General features: G+C 72.5%; 21 protein-coding genes. 1 reads left to right on the top strand and 20 read right to left on the bottom strand.

Annotated features, from left to right (window positions below; genetic code table 11):
- Nucleotides 1–128: 128 nt before the first annotated feature.
- The 13 genes from metK to pyrR form a co-directional block, all read right to left on the bottom strand.
- A complete protein-coding gene (gene metK / locus GTY84_RS27785) occupies nucleotides 129–1337 on the bottom strand; it encodes a methionine adenosyltransferase (protein WP_161229156.1) in 1209 nt (402 codons plus the stop codon).
- A gap of 241 nt (nucleotides 1338–1578) precedes the next feature.
- Nucleotides 1579–2781, bottom strand: coding sequence for a bifunctional phosphopantothenoylcysteine decarboxylase/phosphopantothenate--cysteine ligase CoaBC (coaBC, locus tag GTY84_RS27780; RefSeq protein ID WP_161229155.1), 1203 nt, complete (start codon nucleotides 2779–2781; stop codon nucleotides 1579–1581).
- Between the two features lie 152 nt (nucleotides 2782–2933).
- Nucleotides 2934–3206, bottom strand: coding sequence for a DNA-directed RNA polymerase subunit omega (gene rpoZ, locus GTY84_RS27775; protein ID WP_003977348.1), 273 nt, complete (start codon nucleotides 3204–3206; stop codon nucleotides 2934–2936).
- A gap of 63 nt (nucleotides 3207–3269) precedes the next feature.
- A complete protein-coding gene (gene gmk / locus GTY84_RS27770; protein ID WP_161229154.1) occupies nucleotides 3270–3863 on the bottom strand; it encodes a guanylate kinase in 594 nt (197 codons plus the stop codon).
- A gap of 37 nt (nucleotides 3864–3900) precedes the next feature.
- The gene (locus GTY84_RS27765; RefSeq protein WP_003977346.1) at nucleotides 3901–4224 is read right to left on the bottom strand and encodes an integration host factor; all 324 of its coding nucleotides are present in this window, start codon (nucleotides 4222–4224) and stop codon (nucleotides 3901–3903) included.
- A 424-nt stretch (nucleotides 4225–4648) separates the two neighbouring features.
- Entirely contained in the window at nucleotides 4649–5488 is an 840-nt protein-coding gene (gene pyrF / locus GTY84_RS27760) for an orotidine-5'-phosphate decarboxylase (protein WP_161229153.1), read from the bottom strand.
- Nucleotides 5485–6591 (bottom strand): quinone-dependent dihydroorotate dehydrogenase, encoded by a 1107-nt coding sequence (locus GTY84_RS27755; protein WP_161229152.1) that lies wholly within the window; start codon nucleotides 6589–6591, stop codon nucleotides 5485–5487. Before GTY84_RS27755 ends, pyrF begins: the two co-directional genes overlap by 4 nt.
- Before the next feature lie 89 nt (nucleotides 6592–6680).
- Nucleotides 6681–9989, bottom strand: a complete 3309-nt coding sequence (carB, locus tag GTY84_RS27750) for a carbamoyl-phosphate synthase large subunit (RefSeq protein ID WP_161229151.1) — start codon at nucleotides 9987–9989, stop codon at nucleotides 6681–6683.
- On the bottom strand, nucleotides 9982–11139 hold the full coding sequence (carA, locus tag GTY84_RS27745) for a glutamine-hydrolyzing carbamoyl-phosphate synthase small subunit (protein ID WP_161229150.1): 1158 nt from the start codon (nucleotides 11137–11139) through the stop codon (nucleotides 9982–9984). Before carA ends, carB begins: the two co-directional genes overlap by 8 nt.
- Nucleotides 11136–11702, bottom strand: coding sequence for a hypothetical protein (locus GTY84_RS27740; RefSeq protein ID WP_161229149.1), 567 nt, complete (start codon nucleotides 11700–11702; stop codon nucleotides 11136–11138). The genes carA and GTY84_RS27740 overlap by 4 nt, the downstream gene beginning before the upstream one ends.
- Entirely contained in the window at nucleotides 11699–12985 is a 1287-nt protein-coding gene (locus tag GTY84_RS27735) for a dihydroorotase (RefSeq protein ID WP_161229148.1), read from the bottom strand. The genes GTY84_RS27740 and GTY84_RS27735 overlap by 4 nt, the downstream gene beginning before the upstream one ends.
- Before the next feature lie 4 nt (nucleotides 12986–12989).
- Complete coding sequence (locus tag GTY84_RS27730) at nucleotides 12990–13970, bottom strand: aspartate carbamoyltransferase catalytic subunit (RefSeq protein ID WP_161229147.1); 981 nt, start codon at nucleotides 13968–13970, stop codon at nucleotides 12990–12992.
- 146 nt (nucleotides 13971–14116) lie between these two features.
- The gene (gene pyrR, locus GTY84_RS27725; protein ID WP_161229146.1) at nucleotides 14117–14710 is read right to left on the bottom strand and encodes a bifunctional pyr operon transcriptional regulator/uracil phosphoribosyltransferase PyrR; all 594 of its coding nucleotides are present in this window, start codon (nucleotides 14708–14710) and stop codon (nucleotides 14117–14119) included.
- Between the two features lie 298 nt (nucleotides 14711–15008).
- Here pyrR and bldD point away from each other — a divergent pair, with 298 nt between their 5' ends.
- Nucleotides 15009–15512 (top strand): transcriptional regulator BldD, encoded by a 504-nt coding sequence (bldD, locus tag GTY84_RS27720; RefSeq protein WP_161229145.1) that lies wholly within the window; start codon nucleotides 15009–15011, stop codon nucleotides 15510–15512.
- 189 nt (nucleotides 15513–15701) lie between these two features.
- Here the strand turns inward: bldD and nusB are convergent, their stop codons facing one another.
- The 7 genes from nusB to aroC all read right to left on the bottom strand — a co-directional run bounded on the left by nusB (nucleotide 15702) and on the right by aroC (nucleotide 22765).
- Complete coding sequence (gene nusB / locus GTY84_RS27715; protein ID WP_161229144.1) at nucleotides 15702–16136, bottom strand: transcription antitermination factor NusB; 435 nt, start codon at nucleotides 16134–16136, stop codon at nucleotides 15702–15704.
- 2 nt (nucleotides 16137–16138) lie between these two features.
- On the bottom strand, nucleotides 16139–16705 hold the full coding sequence (efp, locus tag GTY84_RS27710; protein ID WP_161229143.1) for an elongation factor P: 567 nt from the start codon (nucleotides 16703–16705) through the stop codon (nucleotides 16139–16141).
- Nucleotides 16706–16768: 63 nt separating this feature from the next.
- Nucleotides 16769–17875: an aminopeptidase P family protein gene (locus tag GTY84_RS27705; protein WP_161229142.1), complete on the bottom strand. Its 1107-nt coding sequence runs from the start codon at nucleotides 17873–17875 to the stop codon at nucleotides 16769–16771.
- 457 nt (nucleotides 17876–18332) lie between these two features.
- Nucleotides 18333–19175 carry a Pro-rich N-terminal domain-containing protein gene (locus GTY84_RS27700; RefSeq protein WP_161229141.1) on the bottom strand — a complete coding sequence of 281 codons (843 nt, stop codon included), beginning with the start codon at nucleotides 19173–19175 and terminating at the stop codon, nucleotides 18333–18335.
- A gap of 802 nt (nucleotides 19176–19977) precedes the next feature.
- Entirely contained in the window at nucleotides 19978–21072 is a 1095-nt protein-coding gene (gene aroB, locus GTY84_RS27695; protein WP_161229140.1) for a 3-dehydroquinate synthase, read from the bottom strand.
- Nucleotides 21069–21551, bottom strand: a complete 483-nt coding sequence (locus GTY84_RS27690) for a shikimate kinase (RefSeq protein WP_161229216.1) — start codon at nucleotides 21549–21551, stop codon at nucleotides 21069–21071. The genes aroB and GTY84_RS27690 overlap by 4 nt, the downstream gene beginning before the upstream one ends.
- A gap of 29 nt (nucleotides 21552–21580) precedes the next feature.
- On the bottom strand, nucleotides 21581–22765 hold the full coding sequence (gene aroC, locus GTY84_RS27685; RefSeq protein WP_161229139.1) for a chorismate synthase: 1185 nt from the start codon (nucleotides 22763–22765) through the stop codon (nucleotides 21581–21583).
- Nucleotide 22766 lies beyond the last annotated feature (1 nt).

The raw sequence follows: 22766 nt of genomic DNA, 5'->3' as shown, positions 1-22766 counted from the left end.
GAGGCCCGGCGCCCCTCGGGAGGGCGCCGGGCCGGTGGCGGTGTGCGGGCTCACGCCCGGGAGCCCTGAGGGCCTTCGTTTGGATCGGGCCGGACCCCGCGAGCCCGGCATGACCCAGACGAGAGGTCCTAGACCCCCGCGGCCTTGCGCAGCGCGTCGACGCGGTCGGTGCGCTCCCAGGTGAAGTCGGGCAGCTCACGGCCGAAGTGGCCGTAGGCGGCGGTCTGGGCGTAGATCGGGCGGAGCAGGTCCAGGTCGCGGATGATGGCGGCCGGACGCAGGTCGAAGACCTCGTCGATGGCCTTCTCGATCCGCTCGGGCTCGATCTTGGCCGTGCCGAAGGTCTCCACGAACAGGCCCACGGGCTCGGCCTTGCCGATCGCGTAGGCGACCTGGACCTCGCAGCGGGCGGCGAGGCCGGCCGCGACGACGTTCTTGGCGACCCAGCGCATGGCGTACGCGGCGGAGCGGTCGACCTTGGACGGGTCCTTGCCGGAGAAGGCGCCGCCGCCGTGACGGGACATGCCGCCGTAGGTGTCGATGATGATCTTGCGGCCGGTGAGGCCCGCGTCGCCCATCGGGCCGCCGATCTCGAAGCGGCCGGTCGGGTTCACCAGGAGGCGGTAGTTCTCCGTGTCGAGCTTGATGCCGTCGTCCAGCAGGGCCTTCAGCTCCGGCTCGACCACGAACTCCTTGATGTCCGGGGCCAGCAGCGACTCCAGGTCGATGTCGCTCGCGTGCTGCGAGGAGACCACGACCGTGTCCAGGCGGACCGCCTTGTCGCCGTCGTACTCGATGGTGACCTGGGTCTTGCCGTCCGGGCGCAGGTACGGGATGGTGCCGTTCTTGCGGACGTCGGAGAGGCGCTTGGACAGGCGGTGCGCCAGGAAGACGGGCAGCGGCATCAGCGTCGGCGTCTCGTCGGAGGCGTAGCCGAACATCAGGCCCTGGTCACCGGCGCCCTGCCGGTCCAGCTCGTCCTCGTCGCCCTCGACCCGGTTCTCGTAGGCCGTGTCGACACCCTGGGCGATGTCCGGGGACTGCGCGCCGATCGAGACGGAGACACCGCAGGAGGCCCCGTCGAAGCCCTTCTTCGAGGAGTCGTAGCCGATCTCCAGGATCTTGCCGCGGACGAGCGTGGCGATGTCCGCGTAGGCCTTGGTGGTGACCTCACCGGCCACGTGCACCAGACCGGTGGTGATCAGGGTTTCGACGGCGACCCGGGACGCCGGGTCCTCACGCAGAAGCGCGTCGAGAATGGTGTCGCTGATCTGGTCAGCGATCTTGTCGGGGTGACCCTCGGTCACGGACTCCGAGGTGAAAAGGCGACGGGACACAACGCTCCCTGGGGTTGCAGCGGCTGCTGGCTGATCATTTGTGGACGGCACGGGGAGCTGCACCCGGCGACGTCCGAGAACAGTTTATCGGTCGCACTCGACCGCGGGCCCACCCGTCTCGACTCTCGGAAGGGCTGTGACCTGCGGCACGCGCATTCTGCCCGGAACGGGGTGCCGTTGGCCAGGGGCGCCACGCTCGAATGGCCGGTGTCGGTGACAGGGGTGGTGGTGAATGAGTCATTCAGCGCAACCTTCGGGCCACGAGGTCCCACACGATGCCCGCGAGATCCTCCTTGGGGCCGTGCGGGACGGGCGTCTCGGTGCCGTCGGCGCCGAGCACCACCGCCTCGTTCTCCTCCGAGCCGAAGGTCCGGTGTTCCCCCACCTCGTTCACCACGAGGAGGTCGCAGCCCTTGCGGCGGAGCTTCGCCCGGCCGTTGGCGAGCACCTCGTCGGTCTCGGCGGCGAATCCCACGACGATCTGCCCGGGCCGGGCACGGTCGGCGGAGACCTCGGCGAGGATGTCCGGATTTCGCAGCAGGGCGATCGGCTCCGGCTCCTGTCCGTCCTTCTTCTTGATCTTCCCGGTGGCGTAGACGGCCGGGCGGAAGTCCGCGACGGCCGCCGCCATGACGACCGCGTCGGCGTCGGCCGCGGCGCGCAGCACCGCCTCGCGCAGCTCGACGGCGGTGCCGACGGGGACCACGTCCGCCCCGGCCGGGTCCGGCAGGGCGGCGTTGGCCGAGACCAGGGTCACCCGGGCGCCCCGGGCGACGGCGGTGCGGGCGAGGGCGTAGCCCTGCTTGCCGGAGGAGCGGTTGCCGAGGAAGCGGACCGGGTCGAGGGGCTCCCGGGTGCCGCCGGCGCTGATCACGACGTGGCGTCCGGCGAGGTCGGGGGCGACCGGCCCGCGGGCGAGGACCAGGCGGCACGCCTCGAAGATCTCGCCGGGGTCGGGGAGCCTGCCCTTGCCGGTGTCGGCGCCGGTGAGGCGCCCGACGGCCGGTTCGATCAGCACGGCGCCGCGGCGGCGGAGGGTCTCCACGTTCTCCCGGGTGGCGGGGTGCTCCCACATCTCGGTGTGCATGGCGGGGGCGAAGACGACCGGGCAGCGGGCGGTGAGCAGGGTGTTGGTGAGGAGGTCGTCGGCGAGCCCGTGGGCGGCCCGGGCGAGGGTGTCGGCGGTGGCGGGGGCGACGACGACGAGGTCGGCCCGCTGGCCGATGCGCACGTGCGGCACCTCGTGGACGTCGTCCCAGACCTCTGTGGCGACGGGGTGGCCGGACAGGGCGGACCAGGTGGCGGCGCCGACGAAGTGCAGGGCCGAGGCGGTGGGCACGACGCGGACCTCGTGTCCCGACTCGGTGAACCTGCGCAGCAGCTCACAGGCCTTGTAGGCGGCGATGCCGCCACTGACCCCCAGAACGACCTTGGGCTTGTCCACCGCTTCTCCCGGACCTCGATGTCGCCTCGACGGCGCGTACGCCCCATCACACACCACAGGCCCGGCAGTGCGACTGCCGGGCCTGTGGAAAAGTCAGCTTCGAGCTGAAGATACTACCGCCGGTGGGGCATCCACCGCCGGTGTGTCCGCCGCTACTGCGCCGGGCCCTCGATGGCCTCGGACGTCAGCAGCCCCGCGTTGATCTCGCGGAGGGCGATCGAGAGCGGCTTCTCGTGCACATGGGTGTCGACGAGGGGGCCGACGTACTCGAGGAGTCCCTCGCCGAGCTGCGAGTAGTACGCGTTGATCTGGCGGGCCCGCTTGGCGGCGTAGATCACGAGGCTGTACTTCGAGTCCGTGGCCTCGAGCAGCTCGTCGATCGGCGGGTTGATGATGCCCTCGGGCGCGGAGATGGAAGAGGACACGCTCTACCTTCCGATGGATGGGAAAGATTCAGCCGGACGACGGGCCAGGATAAAAGGACCCGATCACACGACGTTCATTAAGGCTAGCAGCTCGCGGGCCACGTCCTCGACGGAGGTGTTGACCAGGGTGGCGTCGAACTCCGGCTCGGCGGCCAGTTCGACCCTGGCCGCGGCGAGCCGCCGCTCGATCACCTCCGGCGGCTCGGTGCCCCGCCCGGTGAGCCTGCGCACCAGCTCGTCCCAGGAGGGCGGCGCCAGGAAGACCAGATGGGCGTCGGCCATGGAGCCGCGGACCTGCCGGGCGCCCTGGAGGTCGATCTCCAGCAGGACCGGCTCGCCGGCCTCCAGCCGCTCCAGCACCGCCGCCCTGGGCGTGCCGTAGCGGTTGCCGGCGAACTCGGCCCACTCCAGCAGCTCGCCGTTGGCGATCAGCTTGTCCATCTCCTCGTCGCTGACGAAGAAGTAGTGGACTCCGTGCTCCTCGCCGGGGCGGGGCTTGCGGGTCGTCGCCGACACCGAGAGCCAGACCTCGGGGTGCGCCTTGCGCAGATGCGCGACGACCGTGCTCTTGCCGACCCCCGAGGGGCCGGAGAGCACGGTCAGCCGCGGACGTGCGTCCGGGGGTACGGGGGTCGTCCCCCGGGGTGTTGCAGCCATACGGCGATTATTCCAGTTGTGCCGGAGTGGTCCGGACTCAGCTGCCGGTGCTGCCGAACTCACGCTCCAGGGAAGCGATCTGGTTGGAGCCGAGGCCCCGCACGCGGCGGCTCTCGGAGATGCCGAGCCGCTCCATGATCTGCTTCGCGCGGACCTTGCCCACGCCCGGAAGGGACTCCAGGAGGGCGGAGACCTTCATCTTGCCGATGACGTCGTTCTCCTGGCCCTGCTTGATGACCTCGTGGAGGGAGGCGCCGGAGTGCTTGAGTCGATTCTTGACCTCGGCCCGCTCCCGGCGAGCCGCGGCGGCCTTTTCGAGCGCGGCTGCGCGCTGTTCAGGGGTAAGGGGCGGAAGAGCCACGCCTACGTCACCTCGGATGTCGAACTGTCGGATACGGACCGGTGAGGAACCTAGTCGCCCCACACCCGGGGAGCCACGAGCAACACGTGCCCGTTCTCCCCGCTGTCTTGCGATGCGGGAGGTGTTCCCACTCGACGGAGACTAGCGGTCATGTCCGCCGGAGTCAGCGAGAACAGCGGAAAAGTCCTGGTCAGCCTCCGCCAGGCCGGACATTCAGGGCAAAATTCCTTGGATTGCGGCCCGCGTCCGCACTCCGGACGGGCACGAAGCCCCTGGCCACGCCCCGGGACCGGCGGGCCGCGGCACCCGGGGCCCCTCCCCCACGGGGGAGGGGCCCCGGGTGCCGGGCACCGGGAAGGACCCTGGGCCTCGCGTTTGGATCATGCCGGGCTCGCGGGGTCCGGCCCGGTCCAGACGAAAGACCCTAGGCCCCCTCGATCGCCCCGCGGACCTCGTCCGCGAACCGGTCCGCCGCCGAGCGCAGCGCGCCCGCGGCGGGCCCGTGCCGCAGCACGCCCCGGCTGACGCTGGGCACCACGGCGCGCACCGCCGCCCCGAAGACCTTCGGCAGGTCGGCCGGCGTGGCGCCCTGGGCACCGATGCCGGGCGCCAGGAGCGGGCCGTTGACCGCCAGGTCGTAGGAGGAGAGGTCACCGAGCGTGGCGCCGACCACCGCGCCGAAGGAGCCGAGGGGGCTCTCCCCGGCGTTCTCGGCGGCCAGGTGCGCCAGCATGGTGGCCGCGACGTCCCGCCCGCCGGGACGCACCGCGCGCTGGACCTCGCCGCCCTCCGGGTTGGAGGTGAGCGCCAGCACGAACAGCCCCGCGCCGTTCTCCCGGGCCAGGTCGACGGCGGGCTTCAGGGAGCCGTAGCCGAGGTAGGGCGAGACGGTCAGCGCGTCGGAGAACAGCGGCGCGTCCCGGTGCAGAAAGGACTCGGCGTAGGCGGCCATGGTGGAGCCGATGTCGCCGCGCTTGGCGTCGGTCACGACCAGCGCCCCGGCCTCCCGGGCCTCGCGCACCGTGGCCTCCAGCACGGCGACGCCGCGCGAGCCGAAGCGCTCGAAGAAGGCGCTCTGCGGCTTCAGCACCGCGACCCGGCCGGCCAGGGCCTCGACCACGGTGCGGCTGAACCGCTCCAGGCCCGCCACGTCGTCGCCGAGCCCCCACTCGGCCAGCAGCGAGGCGTGCGGGTCGATGCCCACGCACAGGGGGCCGCGTTCGTCCATGGCGCGGCGCAGACGCGCGCCGAAGGGCTCGGTCACGCCGCGCTCCTCACATCGGCGCCGACCGCGTCGGCGAGGGTGGCGTAGGGGCTCTGCCGCAGGCGGGCGGCGAGGCCCTTGTGGACGGCGCGGGTCCAGAAGGGGCCCTGGTAGATGAAGGCGCTGTAGCCCTGGACCAGGGTGGCCCCGGCCAGGATGCGCTGCCAGGCGTCCTCGGCGGTCTCCACGCCGCCGACGCCCACCAGGGTGATCCGGTCGCCCACCCGGGCGTACAGGCGGCGCAGCACCTCCAGGGAGCGCTCCTTGAGGGGGGCTCCGGAGAGTCCGCCGGTCTCCTGGACGAGGCCGGGCGCGGAGGTCAGCCCGAGTCCGGCGCGGGCGATGGTGGTGTTGGTGGCGATGATGCCGTCCAGGCCGAGTTCGACGGCGAGGTCGGCGACGGCGTCGATGTCGTCGTCGGCGAGGTCCGGCGCGATCTTGACCAGCAGCGGGACGCGCCGGGCGGGGACGGCCCGGTCGGCGGCCTCGCGGACGGCGGTCAGCAGCGGGCGCAGGTGGTCCACGGCCTGGAGGTCGCGCAGACCGGGTGTGTTGGGCGAGGAGACGTTGACGACGAGGTAGTCGGCGTGCGGCGCGAGGCGCTCGGCGGACGTGACGTAGTCGGCGACGGCCTCCTCCTCCGGGACCACCTTGGTCTTGCCGATGTTGACCCCGACGACCGTGCGGAAGACGGCGGTGCGGGAGGCCAGGCGGGCGGCCACGACGCGCGAGCCGTCGTTGTTGAAGCCCATGCGGTTGATCAGCGCCCGGTCCCCGACGAGGCGGAACAGCCGCTTCCGGGGGTTGCCGGGCTGCGGCTCACCGGTCACGGTGCCGATCTCGACGTGGTCGAAGCCGAGCATCGCCAGGCCGTCGACGGCGGCCGCGTTCTTGTCGAAGCCCGCGGCGAGCCCGAAGGGGCCGTGCATGCGCAGGCCGAGGGCCTCGGTGCGCAGTTCCTTGTGGCGGGGGGCGAGGGCCGCGGCGGCGAAGGTGCGCAGCACCGGGACGCGGGCGGCGCGCTGGATCCAGCGGAAGGCCAGGTGGTGGGCCCGTTCCGGGTCCAGACGGGAGAAGACGAGCTTGAAGAAGATCTGGTACATGGTGTCCTCGTGAAGCCCGGGTGGCGGGCTCGGGTGAAGGGCTCATGAAGCGGGGGGACACCGTTTCCGGTGTCCCCCCCCGGGGGCGGCTAGTCGCGGGCCGCGATCAGGAACTCGGCGTGTTCCTGGAGCGAGCGCACGCCCACCTCTCCGTGGTTGAGCGCGTCGATGCCCTGGACCGCGGCGGCGAGCGCCTGGACGGTGGTCAGGCAGGGCACGGACCGGGCCACGGCCGCCGTGCGGATGTCGTAGCCGTCGAGGCGTCCGCCGGTGCCGTAGGGGGTGTTGACGATCAGGTCGACCTCGCCGTCGTGGATGAGCTGGACGATGGTCTTCTCGCCGTTGGGCCCGGGGCCCTCGGACTGCTTGCGCACCACCGTGGCGTTGATGCCGTTGCGCCGGAGCACCTCGGCGGTGCCGGAGGTGGCGAACAGCTCGAAGCCGTGGGCAACCAGCTCGCGGGCCGGGAAGATCATCGAGCGCTTGTCGCGGTTGGCGACCGAGATGAAGGCGCGCCCCCTGGTGGGCAGCGGCCCGTAGGCGCCCGCCTGCGACTTGGCGTAGGCCGTGCCGAAGACGGAGTCGATGCCCATGACCTCGCCGGTGGAGCGCATCTCCGGGCCGAGGACGGTGTCGACGCCGCGGCCGTGGATGTCCCGGAAGCGGGACCAGGGCAGCACGGCCTCCTTGACGGAGATCGGCGCGTCCAGCGGCAGGGTGCCGCCGTCGCCCTGCGCCGGGAGCAGGCCCTCGGCGCGCAGTTCGGCGACGGTGGCGCCGAGCGAGATCCGGGCGGCGGCCTTGGCCAGGGGCACCGCGGTGGCCTTCGAGGTGAAGGGCACGGTGCGCGAGGCGCGCGGGTTGGCCTCCAGGACGTAGAGGATGTCGCCGGAGAGCGCGAACTGGATGTTGATCAGGCCGCGGACGCCGACCCCGGCGGCGATGGCCCGGGTGGAGGCCCGCAGCCGCTTGATGTCGTGGCCGCCGAGGGTGATCGGGGGCAGGGCGCAGGCCGAGTCGCCGGAGTGGATGCCGGCCTCCTCGATGTGCTCCATGACGCCGCCGAGGTACAGCTCCTCGCCGTCGAAGAGGGCGTCGACGTCGATCTCGATGGCGTCGTCGAGGAAGCGGTCGACGAGGACCGGCCGGGAGGGGCTGATCTCGGTCGACTCGGCGATGTAGGAGCCGAGGCGGGTCTCGTCGTAGACGATCTCCATGCCGCGCCCGCCGAGGACGTAGGAGGGGCGCACCAGGACCGGGTAGCCGATCCGGTCGGCGATGGCCTTGGCCTCGGTGAAGGTGGTGGCGGTGCCGTGCTTGGGGGCCGGCAGCCCGGCCTCCTGGAGGACCCGGCCGAAGGCGCCCCGGTCCTCGGCGGCGTGGATGGCCTCGGGCGGGGTGCCGACGACGGGCACGCCGTTGTCCTTGAGCGCCTGGGCGAGGCCCAGCGGGGTCTGGCCGCCGAGCTGGACGATGACGCCCGCGACGGGGCCGGCCTGCTGCTCGGCGTGGACGATCTCCAGGACGTCCTCCAGGGTGAGCGGCTCGAAGTACAGCCGGTCGGAGGTGTCGTAGTCGGTGGAGACGGTCTCCGGGTTGCAGTTGACCATGACGGTCTCGTACCCGGCGTCGGAGAGCGCGAAGGAGGCGTGGACGCAGGAGTAGTCGAACTCGATGCCCTGGCCGATGCGGTTGGGGCCGGAGCCGAGGATGATCACGGCGGGCCGCTCGCGCGGCGCGACCTCGGTCTCCTCGTCGTAGGAGGAGTAGAAGTACGGGGTGCTGGCGGCGAACTCGGCGGCGCAGGTGTCGACGGTCTTGTAGACCGGGCGGATGCCGAGGGTGTGCCGGACCTCGCGGACGACGTCCTCGCGCAGGCCGCGGATCTCGGCGATCTGCTGGTCGGAGAAGCCGTGCCGCTTGGCCTCGGCGAGCAGGTCGGCGCCGAGTTCGGGGGCCGCGGCCAGGTCGTCCGCGGTCTCCTTGAGGAGGAAGAGCTGGTCGACGAACCAGGGGTCGATCCTGGTGGCGTCGAAGACCTCCTCGGGGGTGGCGCCGGCCCGGATGGCCTGCATGACGGCGTTGATCCGGCCGTCGGTGGGGCGGACCGCGTCGCGCAGCAGCGCGGCCTTGTCGCCGGGCTCGCCGACGAAGGTGAACTGGCTGCCCTTCTTCTCCAGCGAGCGCAGCGCCTTCTGGAACGCCTCGGTGAAGTTGCGGCCGATGGCCATGGCCTCGCCGACCGACTTCATGGTGGTGGTGAGGGTGGAGTCGGCGCTCGGGAACTTCTCGAAGGCGAACCGGGGCGCCTTGACGACGACGTAGTCCAGGGTCGGCTCGAAGGAGGCCGGGGTCTCCCGGGTGATGTCGTTGGGGATCTCGTCGAGGGTGTAGCCGACGGCGAGCTTGGCGGCGATCTTGGCGATGGGGAAGCCGGTCGCCTTGGAGGCGAGCGCCGAGGAGCGCGAGACGCGCGGGTTCATCTCGATGACGATGACCCGGCCGTCCTGGGGGTCGACCGCGAACTGGATGTTGCAGCCGCCGGTGTCGACGCCGACCTCGCGGATGACGGCGATGCCGATGTCGCGGAGGATCTGGTACTCGCGGTCGGTCAGGGTCATCGCGGGCGCCACGGTGATCGAGTCGCCGGTGTGCACGCCCATGGGGTCGAAGTTCTCGATGGAGCAGACGACCACGACGTTGTCGTTCCGGTCGCGCATCAGCTCCAGCTCGTACTCCTTCCAGCCGAGGATGGACTCCTCCAGGAGCACCTCGGTGGTCGGGGAGAGCGTGAGGCCCTGGCCGGCGATGCGGCGCAGCTCGTCCTCGTCGTGGGCGAAGCCGGAGCCGGCGCCGCCCATGGTGAAGGAGGGGCGGACGACGACCGGGTAGCCGCCGAGCGTGTCGACTCCGGCGATCACGTCGTCCATGGTGTGGCAGATGACGGAGCGGGCGGACTCGCCGTGGCCGGTCTTCCTGCGGACCTCCTCCACGACCAGCTTGAACTGGTCGCGGTCCTCGCCCTTGTGGATGGCCTCGACGTTGGCGCCGATCAGCTCGACGCCGTACTTCTCCAGGACGCCGTTCTCGTGCAGGGAGATCGCGGTGTTGAGCGCGGTCTGGCCGCCGAGGGTGGGCAGCAGCGCGTCGGGGCGCTCCTTGGCGATGATCTTCTCGACGAACTCGGGGGTGATCGGCTCGACGTAGGTGGCGTCGGCGATCTCCGGGTCGGTCATGATCGTGGCCGGGTTGGAGTTGACCAGGACGACGCGCAGGCCCTCGGCCTTGAGCACGCGGCACGCCTGGGTGCCGGAGTAGTCGAACTCGGCGGCCTGGCCGATGACGATCGGGCCGGAGCCGATGACCAGGACGGACTGGATATCGGTGCGCTTAGGCACGCTGGCCCTCCATCAGGACGGTGCTCATCAAAGACGTGAAGCGGTCGAACAGGTAGGCGGCGTCGTGCGGGCCGGCCGCGGCCTCGGGGTGGTACTGGACGCTGAAGGCCGGCCGGTCCAGCAGCCTGAGGCCCTCCACCACGTTGTCGTTGAGGCAGACGTGGGAGACCTCGGCGCGGCCGTAGGGGGTGTCGGAGACCCTGTCCAGCGGGGCGTCGACGGCGAAGCCGTGGTTGTGCGCGGTGACCTCGACCTTGCCGGTGGTGCGGTCCTGCACGGGCTGGTTGATGCCGCGGTGGCCGTACTTCAGCTTGAAGGTGCCGAAGCCGAGGGCGCGGCCGAGGATCTGGTTGCCGAAGCAGATGCCGAACAGCGGGGTGCCGCGCTCCAGGACGGCGCGCATCACGGCGACGGGGTGGTCGGCGGTGGACGGGTCGCCGGGGCCGTTGGAGAAGAACACGCCGTCCGGGTTGACGGCGTAGACGTCCTCGACGGTGGAGTCGGCGGGCAGGACGTGCACCTCGATCCCGCGCTCGGCCATGAGCTGCGGGGTCATGCCCTTGATGCCGAGGTCGACGGCGGCGACCGTGAACCTCTTCTCGCCCACGGCGGGGACGACGTAGGGCTCGGTGGTGGCGACCTCGGCGGAGAGGTCGGCGCCGGCCATCTCGGGGGCCTCGCGGACGCTGGCCAGCAGGGCGGCCTCGTCGCGGACGGCGTCGCCGCTGAAGATGCCGACCCGCATGGCGCCGCGCTCGCGCAGGTGGCGGGTGAGGGCGCGGGTGTCGATGCCGGAGATCCCGACGACGCCCTGGGCGGCCAGCTCCTCGTCGAGCGTGCGCCGGGAGCGCCAGTTGGAGGACACCCGGGCGGGGTCGCGGACCACGTAGCCGGAGACCCAGATGCGGCGGGACTCCATGTCCTCGTCGTTGACGCCGGTGTTCCCGATGTGCGGGGCGGTCATCACGACGACCTGGCGGTGGTAGGAGGGGTCGGTGAGGGTCTCCTGGTAGCCGGTCATGCCGGTGGAGAACACGGCTTCGCCGAAGGTGGCCCCCACGGCCCCGTAGGCACGGCCGCGGAAGGTGCGGCCGTCCTCCAGGACGAGTACGGCGGGAGTCTTGTCGGCTCCCCTGGTGGAGGTCGTCATCGTGCGCCTTCCGTTTCCGTCTTGTTGATCATGTCGTTCAGGGTCTCGACCCACTCGTTGTGCTCGGCCGCGTGGTCGGCGCGGAAGCCCGAGTCGATCAGCCGTCCGCCGTGCTCCCAGGTGATCACCAGCAGGCCGCCCTCGGTGAGGACCTTGCCGGCGATGCCCTTGTCGAGCCGGGCCCCGCGCAGCGCTGCGGCGGGGACGAAGAAGTCGTCGGCGCCGGGGCGGACGACGTCCAGGCCCGCGTCGGTGAGGCTCAGCTCGGCGCGGCTGCGGGTACCCAGACCGCGGGCGACGATGCGGTCGAGCCACTGCCCGGCGGTGGTGGAGCCGTGGTAGCGGCCGGTCAGGGCCAGCCGGACCGGGCCGGGGTCGCCGGGCGCGGCGGACAGCTCCGGGAGGTCGCCCTGGAGGGTGCCGCGCCACTTCCAGCCCTCGCGCATCAGCCAGTAGACGAGGGCGACGAACAGTCCGAGTCCGACGACCCAGCCGATGCGCGCGGCCCAGTCGGTCACTTGCGCCGATTCCTTCTCGGCGGCCAGCAGGATGAGAGGTGTCACGTGAGCTTCCCGTCGACGAGCGTCGCCTTGCCCCGCAGCCATGTGTGGGTGACACGGCCCGGCAGCTCGCGCCCCTCGTAGGGGGTGTTGCGGCTGCGTGAGGCGAAGCCCGCGGGGTCCACCGGTCCACGGTATGCGGTGTCGACCAGGGTGAGGTTGGCGGGCTCACCAGCCGAGACGGGGCGTCCGTGGCCGGCGGCCCGGCCGATGCGCGCCGGGGTGAAGGACATGCGGTCGGCGACGCCCGCCCAGTCCAGCAGGCCGGTCTCCACCATGGTCTCCTGGACCACCGACAGGGCGGTCTCCAGACCGACCATGCCCATGGCCGCGGCGGCCCACTCGCAGTCCTTGTCCTCGTGCGGGTGCGGGGCGTGGTCGGTGGCGACGATGTCGATGGTGCCGTCGGCGAGGGCCTCGCGCAGCGCCAGGACGTCACGCTCGGTGCGCAGCGGCGGGTTGACCTTGTAGACGGGGTCGTAGGAGCGCACCAGTTCGTCGGTGAGCAGCAGGTGGTGCGGGGTGACCTCGGCGGTGACGTCGATGCCGCGGGACTTGGCCCAGCGGACGATCTCGACGGAGCCGGCGGTCGACAGGTGGCAGATGTGGACGCGGGAGCCGACGTGGTCGGCGAGCAGCACGTCCCGGGCGATGATCGACTCCTCGGCCACGGCCGGCCAGCCGCCGAGTCCCAGCTCGGCGGAGACGACGCCCTCGTTCATCTGGGCGCCCTCGGTCAGCCGGGGCTCCTGGGCGTGCTGGGCGACGACGCCGCCGAAGGCCTTCACGTACTCCAGGGCCCGGCGCATGATCACGGCGTCGTGGACGCACTTGCCGTCGTCGGAGAAGACGGTGACGCCGGCCGCGGACTCGTGCATGGCGCCGAGCTCCGCGAGCTTGGCGCCCTCCAGTCCGACGGTGACGGCGCCGATGGGCTGCACGTCGCAGTAGCCGGACTCCTGGCCGAGCCGCCAGACCTGCTCGACGACGCCGGCGGTGTCGGCGACCGGGAAGGTGTTGGCCATGGCGAAGACGCTGGTGTAGCCGCCGGTGGCGGCGGCGCGGGTGCCGGTGAGGACGGTCTCGGAGTCCTCGCGGCCGGGCTCGCGCAGATGGGTGTGCAGGTCGACCAGGCCGGGCAGCAGGACCTTGCCGGCGGCCTCGACGACGGTCGCGTCCCCGGCGGGCAGGCCGGTGCCGACCCGGGAGACGGTGCCGCCCTCGATCAGGACGTCCCCGGGCTCGCCGCCGAGGATCTTCGCACCGCGGATCAGGGTTGCGCTCATGGTCTTACTTCTCCTCCGTGGTGCGGGCGTGGGTGAGGGCGGGTTCGTTGCCGCCGAGCAGCAGGTAGAGCACGGCCATCCGGATGGAGACGCCGTTGGCGACCTGCTCGACGGCGGTGCAGCGGCCGGAGTCGGCGACCTCGGCGGTGATCTCCATGCCGCGGACCATGGGGCCGGGGTGCATCACGATGGCGTGCCCGGGCATCTTGGCCATGCGCTCGCCGTCGAGGCCGTAGCGGCGGGAGTACTCGCGCTCGGTGGGGAAGAACGCGGCGTTCATGCGTTCGCGCTGGACGCGCAGCATCATCACGGCGTCGGAGCCGGGGAGCACCGAGTCGAGGTCGTACGAGACCTCGCAGGGCCAGTTCTCGACGCCGACCGGCAGCAGGGTGGGCGGGGCGACGAGGGTGACGGTGGCACCCAGGGTGTGCAGCAGGTCGACGTTGGAGCGGGCGACGCGGCTGTGGAGGATGTCGCCGACGAGGGTGATCCGGCGGCCGCCGAGGTCCTCGCCGAGCCCGGCGTCCCGGCCGACCAGGCGGCGGCGCATGGTGAAGGCGTCCAGCAGGGCCTGGGTGGGGTGCTGGTGGGTGCCGTCCCCGGCGTTGATGACGGCGGCGTCGATCCAGTCGGAGGTGGCCAGCCGGTAGGGGGCGCCGGACGCGCCGTGCCGGATGACGACGGCGTCGACGCCCATCGCCTCCAGGGTCTGCGCGGTGTCCTTGAGGGACTCGCCCTTGGAGACGCTGGAGCCCTTCGCGGTGAAGTTGATGACGTCCGCGGACAGGCGCTTCTCGGCGGCCTCGAAGGAGATCCGGGTCCGGGTGGAGTCCTCGAAGAAGAGGTTGACGACGGTGCGGCCGCGCAGGGTGGGCAGTTTCTTGATCGGCCGGTCCGCGACCCGGGCCATCTCCTCGGCGGTGTCGAGGATCAGGACGGCGTCGTCGCGGGTGAGGTCGGCGGCCGAGATGAGATGACGCTGCATCTGTCAGGCTCCGTAGGGCACGTGAGGCGGTTCGAGCGGGCGGGCGGGGGAAGCGGAATCGGGATGATCCGGGCGTCCGGGCGCGTGCGGGGGCACGCCGGGACGGCGCCCGGCGCGGGGGTGCGCCGGGGCGCCGGGCCGGGTCGCTAGGGCTGGGCGTCCGGGGAGGCCGGCTTGCCGCCGAGCAGCACCGTGTCGCGGCCGTCCTCCTCGGCGAGCAGGACCTTGACCGTCTCCCGCAGCGAGGTGGGGAGGTTCTTGCCCACGTAGTCGGCGCGGATCGGCAGCTCACGGTGGCCCCGGTCGACGAGGACGGCGAGCTGGACGGCGCGCGGGCGGCCGATGTCGTTCAGCGCGTCGAGGGCGGCGCGGATGGTGCGGCCCGAGAAGAGGACGTCGTCCACGAGGACGACCAGGCGGCCGTCGATGCCGTCGCCGGGGATCTCGGTGCGGGCCAGCGCGCGCGGCGGCTGCAGGCGCAGGTCGTCGCGGTACATGGTGATGTCCAGCGAGCCGACCGGGACGGTGCGCTCGGTGATCCGCTCCAGCTTCTCCGCGAGCCGCCGGGCGAGGAAGACGCCCCGGGTCGGGATGCCGAGGAGCACCACGTCGTCGGCGCCCTTGGCGCGCTCGACGATCTCGTGGGCGATGCGGGTCAGCACCCGCGCGATGTCGGGGGCTTCCAGTACGGGCCGCGTGCCGGGGCGGGCGTCCTGGTCGGCGCCGTTCTGCTTGTCCATGGGTAACGGACCTCCTTCTCCGCCTCACGGGACGGGGATTAAAGGACGTCGGATTTGCGCCACCTACGGTATCAGGTGGGCGGAGCGGCCCCCGGGCGGCCCCCGACACTCCCCCGTCACCCGGGCGCCGCACCGCCGCCACCCGCTCGCAGCAATCATCCCCGGGTACCACGGAAGCCCCGGTGCGGACCATTCGGCTTGACGCAGCAGAGTAACGCTGCGTAACCTCACAGTGAGTCACCAAGCCGCGGGGCGCGCAACACTGCGCGCCACGTCGACACCTTGTCCCGGGAGCCATATGTCCAGCGAATACGCCAAACAGCTCGGGGCCAAGCTCCGGGCCATCCGCACCCAGCAGGGCCTTTCCCTCCACGGTGTCGAGGAGAAGTCCCAGGGCCGCTGGAAGGCCGTCGTGGTCGGTTCGTACGAGCGCGGCGACCGCGCCGTGACCGTGCAGCGCCTCGCCGAGCTGGCGGACTTCTACGGCGTCCCGGTGCAGGAGCTGCTGCCGGGCACCACGCCGGGCGGTGCCGCCGAGCCGCCGCCCAAGCTGGTCCTGGACCTGGAGCGGCTGGCCACCGTGCCGGCCGAGAAGGCGGGTCCGCTCCAGCGCTACGCCGCGACCATCCAGTCGCAGCGCGGTGACTACAACGGGAAGGTGCTCTCGATCCGCCAGGACGATCTGCGCACCCTCGCCGTCATCTACGACCAGTCGCCCTCGGTCCTCACCGAGCAGCTCATCGGCTGGGGCGTCCTGGACGCGGACGCGCGCCGCGCCGTGGCGACCCACGAGGACGCCTGACGCCTGCTCCCCCCTGAGGAGAAACGTGCCGCCCGGGGTGGCGGGACCCATCGGGTTCCGGCCACCCCGGGCGTCTTCGTCGGGGCGTGCGCCCGGTCCCGCGCACGCCGAAGGGCCCGCAGCGGCGCGCTGCGGGCCCTTCGGCGTGGCAGAGGGTTCCCGGGGACTCCCGGACCCCGGGGGGCCCTCTCAGGCGCCCTCACGGCGCAGGGAGGGCTTGAGCTCCTTCAGCCGGCCGAGCAGGCCGTTGACGAACGAGGGCGACTCGTCCGTGGAGAACTCCTTGGCCAACTGCACCACCTCGTCCAGGACGACGGCGTCCGGGGTCGCGTCGACCCAGATCAGCTCGTACGCCCCGAGGCGCAGGAGGTTGCGGTCGACGACGGGCATGCGGTCCAGCGTCCAGCCGACGGAGTACTGGGCGATCAGCTCGTCGATCCGCGTCGCGTGCGCGGCGTAGCCCTCGACCAGCTCCATCGTGTACTCGCTCACCGGCGGCTGCCGGGTGTCGGACCGGGAGTGCCGGATCCAGTCCGCGAGGACGGTCAGGACGTCGGCGCCGCGCTGGTCGCCCTCGAAGAGGATCTGGAAGGCGCGTTTGCGGGCCGTGTTGCGGGCAGCCACGGTTAGCTGTTCACCCGGCCGAGGTAGTCGCTCGTGCGGGTGTCGACCTTGATCTTCTCACCGGTGGTGATGAAGAGCGGGACCTGGATCTGGTGGCCGGTCTCCAGGACGGCGGGCTTGGTGCCACCGGTGGAGCGGTCGCCCTGGACACCGGGCTCGGTCTCCTGGACGGTCAGCTCGACGGCGGCCGGCAGCTCGACGGAGAGCACCTCGCCCTCGTGCTGGGCGACGGTCGCCTCGAAGCCCTCGACGAGGAAGTGGGCGGCGTCGCCGACGACCTTGCGGTCGATGTGGAGCTGGTCGTAGGTCTGCATGTCCATGAAGACGAAGTAATCGCCGTCCATGTACGAGAACTGCATGTCGCGCCGGTCGACAGTGGCCGTCTCGACCTTGACGCCGGCGTTGAAGGTCTTGTCTACGACCTTGCCGGAGAGCACGTTCTTGAGCTTGGTGCGCACGAAGGCCGGGCCCTTGCCGGGCTTGACGTGCTGGAACTCGACGACGGACCAGAGCTGGCCGCCTTCGAGCTTGAGCACCAGGCCGTTCTTGAGGTCGTTCGTGGAAGCCACGGTTGCGGAATCTCCTGGACTGGACTGACGTGGACGACCCCGGGGCGGGCGCACAGCGCGAGGCTAGAGCGCGAGCAGCTCCTTGGTCGTGATGGTGAGTAGCTCGGGTCCGCCGTCCGCCTCGGGGCGCACGACGAGCGTGTCATCGATCCGGACCCCGCCCCTGCCCGGGAGGTGGACCCCCGGTTCGACGGTGACCGGCACGCAAGCGTCCAGTTTACCCATGGCCGCAGGGCCCAACTGCGGGTCCTCGTCGATTTCGAGTCCGACCCCGTGTCCCGTGAGGGCCGGGAGGTGCTCCGCGTACCCGGCCGAGTCCAGCGGCTGGCGGGCGGCGCGGTCCACGTCGCGGCAGGCGGCCCCGGGCACCAGGGCCTCCCGGCCGGCGCGCTGAGCGGCGAAGACGAGATCGTAGAGGGCGATCTGCCAGTCGGCGGGCGAGGTGCCGATGACGAAGGTGCGGCCGATCTCGCAGCGGTAGCCGCGGTAGGCGGCGCCCAGGCAGACGGAGAGGAAGTCGCCCTCCTCAACCCGGCGGTCGGTGGGGCGGTGGCCGCGGCGGCCGGAGTGGGGGCCCGTGCCGACCGAGGTGGCGAAGGCGGGACCGTCGGCGCCGTGGTCGACGAGGCGGCGTTCGAGCTCCAGGGCGAGGTGGCGCTCGGTGCGGCCCACGAGGATGGACTCCAGGAGTTCCCCGAGGGCCTGGTCGGCGATCTCCGCGCCGATGCGCAGGCAGGAGATCTCCTCCTCGTCCTTGACAACCCTGAGCTGTTCCACCGCCTGGCCGAGGTCGGACAGGCGCAGCCGGGGGGCGACGGAGCGGAGGGCGCGGTGACGGGCCACGGTGATGTGGTGGTCCTCGGTGGCCAGGGACTCGGCGCCCTGCGCGGCGGCGAAGCCCGCGGCGGCGACGGCGGGGTCGCCGCCGGGGCCGGGCAGGACGCGGACCGCGAGGGTGTCGTCGGGCCGGCCCTCCTGGGGACGGTCCTCCGGCCCACCGGCGCAGACCAGCATGTCCTCGGTGCGGCCGAGGAGCAGGACGGCGCCGCGCGGGGCGGCGCCCGCGAGGTAGCGGACGTTCGCGGGGCGGGAGACGAGGGCTGCCGCGCTGCCGACCGCGTTGCAGCGTTCTCTGAGGCGCGTTCGGCGGGCCGCGTGCGGGGCTGACATGTGACCGAGCGTAGGCGCTCCGCTGGGGGGGTGCCGCTTGGGAGGCGCCGAGTGGGTTCGGCGGATGGGATCGCGTGCGGGGTGGCTGCCCGCCGGGGGTTCGGTTTGTGGGTTCGCAGTGGGCCGGCGGGGGTTTGCGCAGTTCCCCGCGACTGTCCCCCCGGGGGGGCCTGTCCGTGGGGCGCTGCCGGAGCGTCGTGGGGTTTGCGCAGTTCCCCGCGCCCCTCCACACCCCGGGGGGGCCTGTCCGTGGGGCGCTGCCGGAGCGTCGTGGGGATTGCGCAGTTCCCCGCGCCCCTGTCCCCCGGGGGGGCCTGTCCGTGGGTCACCACCGGAGCGTCGTGGGTTTGCGCAGTTCCCCGCGCTCCTCCACACCCCGGGGGGACCAATCCGTGGACCACCACCGGAGCGTCGTGGGGATTGCGCAGTTCCCCGCGCCCATCCACACCCCGGGGAGCTACCAGGGTGGGGGGCTGGCTATGGCTCTTGTGAGGAGGTCGTTCAGGAGGTGGGCGGTTTCGGGGATGGTCAGCTGGGAGTTGTCGATGATGGGGAGGCCCGAGCCGTACCAGCCGGCCATGCGGCCGTGGATGCGGGCGACCTCCTCGTCGGTGAGGCGGCGGTTGCCGCTGCGCTCGGCGTTGCGCTCCAGGACGATGTCCAGGCCGGGCAGCAGGACGACCGGGAGCAGGCCGGGGCCGACGTGCCGCTTCCAGCCGCCGAGGCCGACCACCGGGCGGTCGGGGAAGACGGCGTCGTCGAGGATGCAGGAGATGCCGTTGGCCAGGAAGTTGCGCGCGGCGAAACCGCAGGTCCGGCGGGCCAGGCGGTACTGGGCCTCGGAGTTGTCGTTCCACCCGGACTGGGGGTCGGCGAAGCCGGAGCGGACCCATTCGCGGACGTCGTCCAGGCTGATGTGGGCGGTGGGCACCCTGCGGTGGTCGGCCCAGTACTTGGCGACGCTGGTCTTGCCCGCGCCCGCCGGGCCGATGAGCAGCACCGCGAGCGTGGCGGTGCCCCCGTCCGGCGGGGCGGGGGCGGGCGGCGCTCCGGCAGCGGCGACGGGGCCGCCGGGCGGCAGCGGGACATGGCCGGTGGCGTCCGGCACCGGCACCGGACCGGCGGGGTGGTGCGGGGCCGGCGGCTGGTGGCCGGGCGGCACGGGTGCCGGGGCCCGGGGCGGCATCCCCTGGGACGGCGGTCCCTGCGGGGCCGGGTGGGCGGCCGGGGGCCAGCCGAAGGCCGGCCCGTGCCCGGCTGGGCGGGGCGGCGGCAACGGAGAACCCCCTGCGTGCTGCATCCGGTGCCACTCCGTCTCGTCCGGGCTGATGGGCTCTGACAGCGGGGTCCGCCCGCCGTCAGCGAACGGTACCGTCCCCGGTCGTCGTTTGGTGAACGGCCGGGGGCGGCCCGAGGTGCCCGCACCATGAGAGGCGTGCCAGGTCATCCGGGTTCCCGGAGTGGACGGGTCGCCCAGACCGGCCGGCTTCCCCGAGCAGGCAGACCCCCTGGATCGGGCGGGTCCCGAGGCAGGCAGGTCCCGACCAGAATCGGGCAGGTCCCCCGACCGGACAGGTCCACTGGCCGGGCAGATCCCCAAACCGGGCAGGTCTCTGGGCCGGGCAGATCTCCGGAGCGGACGGGACGGAAGGGGAGCGGATCCGAAACCCGCCATCGGTCCCGGAAACCGTGGGCGCGCCCGCCCGGCTGCCGCAGCGCTCCCGTGTGCCGTCGCTGCCGTGTCACCGGCGGCCGACCGGGCCCGGGGCGGCGCGGGCGCGTCACCCCCGACGGATGCGCCGTCCTCCGGCGGGCGTCCCACCTCCCGGCGGGTGCCGTGCCCTACCTCCCCGCCGGGCCGCAACCGTTCCTGCGGACACGTAGCCCTTCCTGCGGGAACGGCGCCAGCGCCCCGGCGGGCGCGTCGGACCGGACCGGGACAATGCCGGGCCGGGACGTGCCGAACCGGGACCAGAACCGGACCGGGACCGGACCGGGCCGGAGGCCGATGGACCGGGCCGGGCCTTGCCGGGCCGGAGGCTGACCGAAGGGAGGAAGCGCGCTTCCTCCCTTCGGTCCGGCCCGGCGGCCGTTCCCAGTTCCTAGTCGGCCACCTCGCCGTAGGCGGCGAGGAGTACGGCGGGGTCGGGGCCCTCCAGGACGGTGGGGCGGGCCAGCCCGTCCAGGATGACGAAGCGCAGCAGGTCGCCCCGGGACTTCTTGTCGACCCGCATGTTCTCCAGCAGGCGAGGCCACTGGTCGTGGCGGTAGCGCAGCGGCAGCCCGACCGCTTCGAGGACGGCACGGTGCCGGTCGGCCGTCGCGTCGTCCAGGCGGCCCGCCAGGCGGCCCAGTTCGGCGGCGAAGTGCATGCCCACCGCCACGGCGGCGCCGTGGCGCCACTTGTACCGCTCGTTCTTCTCGATGGCGTGGCCGAGGGTGTGGCCGTAGTTGAGGATCTCGCGCGGGCCCGCCTCCTTGAGGTCCGCGGACACCACCTCGGCCTTGACCCGGATGGACCGGACGATCAGCTCGGCGGTGTGCGAGCCCTGCGGGGTGCGCGCCGCCTGCGGATCGGCCTCGATCAGGTCGAGGATCACCGGGTCCGCGATGAACCCGGCCTTGATGACCTCGGCCAGGCCCGAGACGTAGTCGTGCACGGGGAGCGAATCCAGCGCGGCCAGGTCGCAGAGCACCCCGGCCGGCGGGTGGAAGGCACCGACGAGGTTCTTGCCCTCGGCGGTGTTGATGCCCGTTTTCCCGCCCACGGCCGCGTCGACCATGGCCAGCACCGTGGTGGGCACGGCGATCCAGCGGACCCCGCGCAGCCAGGTCGCGGCCACGAACCCGGCCAGATCGGTGGTCGCGCCGCCGCCGACCCCGACGATCACGTCGGTGCGGGTGAAGCCGGACTGGCCCAGCGCCTTCCAGCAGTAGGCGGCGACCTCGGCGGTCTTGGCCTCCTCCGCGTTCGGCACCTGGATGGCGACGGCCTCGTAGCCCTGGTCCGCCAGGTCGGCGCGGAGCGCTTCCCCGGTCTCCGCGAGGGCCTCCGGGTGGATCACCGCGACCCGCTTGGCCCGGGGGCCGATCAGCCCGCCCAGCTCGCCCAGGAGCCGACGGCCCACCAGCACCTCGTACGGGTCGCTGCCCGCGCTGCCGCCGACCTCGATGCGTGTGACGTCCTCGCCGCTCATGCGTCCTTCTCCCCCAGTGCGTCCACGACCGCTCCGGCGACATCCTCGGGGGTGCGGTCGTCGGTCGGAACCACCACCGACGCCACCTCCTCGTACAGATGCCGGCGGGCCTCCATCAGCTCGCGCCACTGCTTGCGCGGATTGACCGCCAGCAGGGGACGCGCCACGCTCAGACCGGTGCGCCGTACGGCCTCCTCGACGTCCATCGAGAGGTAGACGACCGGCAGCCCGGCCAGCAGGGCGCGGGTGTCGGCGTCGAGGACGGCGCCCCCGCCGAGGGCGAGCACACCCGGGTGCTCCTCGACGGCCCGGCGCACCGCCTCCTTCTCCAGGGCGCGGAAGGCGTCCTCGCCCTCCTGGACGAATATGTCCGAGATGGCGCGCCCCTCGGCGGCGACGATGTCGTCGTCGGTGTCCCGGAAACCGACGCCCAGCCGTTCGGCCAGCAACTGCCCCACCACGGACTTGCCCACACCCATCGGGCCGACCAGGACGGCCTGTGGGGCACTCACCGGATGGCCAGGTGGTCGAGGTAGGAGCGCACGTTGCGGCGGGTCTCGGCCACGCTGTCGCCGCCGAACTTCTCCACCACCGCGTCCGCCAGCACCAGCGCCACCATCGCCTCCGCGACGATCCCCGCCGCCGGCACCGCGCACACGTCCGAGCGCTGGTGATGCGCCTGCGCCGGCTCACCCGTCGCCACGTCCACCGTCCGCAGGGCGCGCGGCACCGTCGCGATGGGCTTCATCGCCGCCCGCACCCGGAGCGGTTCGCCGGTGGACAGGCCGCCCTCGACGCCGCCCGCGCGGGCCGTCGCCCGGCCGATGCCCTCCGGCCCCGGCACGATCTCGTCATGCGCCTCCGACCCCGGCACCCGGGCCAGCCCGAAGCCGTCGCCGACCTCCACNCCCTTGATCGCCTGGATGCCCATCAGCGCACCCGCCAGCCGGGAGTCCAGCCGCCGGTCCCAGTGCACNTGCGAGCCCAGGCCCACCGGAAGCCCGTAGGCCAGCACCTCCACCACACCGCCCAGGGTGTCGCCGTCCTTGTGCGCCCGGTCGATCTCCTCGACCATCGCCCCCGACGCGTCCGGGTCCAGACAGCGCACCGGATCCGCGTCCAGCCGCTCCACATCACCCGGCACCGGCACCACACCGTACGGAGCCCGCGCACCCGCCAGCTCCACCACGTGCGACACCACCTCCGCACCCGCCACCTCCCACAGGAACGACCGCGCCACCGCACCCAGCGCCACCCGCGCCGCCGTCTCCCGCGCCGAAGCCCGCTCCAGCACCGGACGCGCCTCACCGAACCCGTACTTCTGCATCCCCGCGAGATCGGCGTGACCCGGACGCGGCCGGGTCAGCGGAGCATTGCGGGCCGACGCCGCCAGCACCTCCGGGTCCACCGGATCCGCCGACATCACCAGCTCCCACTTCGGCCACTCCGTGTTCCCCACCATCACCGCCACCGGCGACCCCAGCGACAACCCGTGCCGCACACCCCCCAGGAACGTCACCTCGTCCCGCTCGAACTTCATCCGCGCACCACGCCCGTACCCCAGCCGCCGCCGCGCCAGATGACCCGCGACCAGCTCCGTGGTCACCGGCACCCCGGCCGGAAGCCCCTCCAACGTCGCCACCAGTGCGGGACCGTGCGACTCCCCCGCCGTCAGCCAGCGCAACCTGCTCAAC

Origin of the sequence: Streptomyces sp. SID8352 (assembly GCF_009862265.1) — a bacterium.
Taxonomy (GTDB): Bacteria; Actinomycetota; Actinomycetes; order Streptomycetales; family Streptomycetaceae; genus Streptomyces.
This window is presented reverse-complemented; position numbering and strand designations above follow the sequence as displayed.

What these genes read in the sequence shown, in the direction of transcription:
- carA (WP_161229150.1), bottom strand. Translation starts at nt 11,139, where the DNA reads ATGACGACCTCCACCAGGGGAGCCGACAAGACTCCCGCCGTACTCGTC.
- GTY84_RS27690 (WP_161229216.1), bottom strand. Translation starts at nt 21,551, where the DNA reads ATGGGTGTGGGCAAGTCCGTGGTGGGGCAGTTGCTGGCCGAACGGCTG.
- bldD (WP_161229145.1), top strand. Translation starts at nt 15,009, where the DNA reads ATGTCCAGCGAATACGCCAAACAGCTCGGGGCCAAGCTCCGGGCCATC.
- GTY84_RS27735 (WP_161229148.1), bottom strand. Translation starts at nt 12,985, where the DNA reads ATGAGCGCAACCCTGATCCGCGGTGCGAAGATCCTCGGCGGCGAGCCC.
- GTY84_RS27730 (WP_161229147.1), bottom strand. Translation starts at nt 13,970, where the DNA reads ATGCAGCGTCATCTCATCTCGGCCGCCGACCTCACCCGCGACGACGCC.
- GTY84_RS27700 (WP_161229141.1), bottom strand. Translation starts at nt 19,175, where the DNA reads ATGCAGCACGCAGGGGGTTCTCCGTTGCCGCCGCCCCGCCCAGCCGGG.
- GTY84_RS27755 (WP_161229152.1), bottom strand. Translation starts at nt 6,591, where the DNA reads ATGTACCAGATCTTCTTCAAGCTCGTCTTCTCCCGTCTGGACCCGGAA.
- pyrR (WP_161229146.1), bottom strand. Translation starts at nt 14,710, where the DNA reads ATGGACAAGCAGAACGGCGCCGACCAGGACGCCCGCCCCGGCACGCGG.
- aroB (WP_161229140.1), bottom strand. Translation starts at nt 21,072, where the DNA reads ATGAGCGGCGAGGACGTCACACGCATCGAGGTCGGCGGCAGCGCGGGC.
- GTY84_RS27705 (WP_161229142.1), bottom strand. Translation starts at nt 17,875, where the DNA reads ATGTCAGCCCCGCACGCGGCCCGCCGAACGCGCCTCAGAGAACGCTGC.
- gmk (WP_161229154.1), bottom strand. Translation starts at nt 3,863, where the DNA reads ATGGCTGCAACACCCCGGGGGACGACCCCCGTACCCCCGGACGCACGT.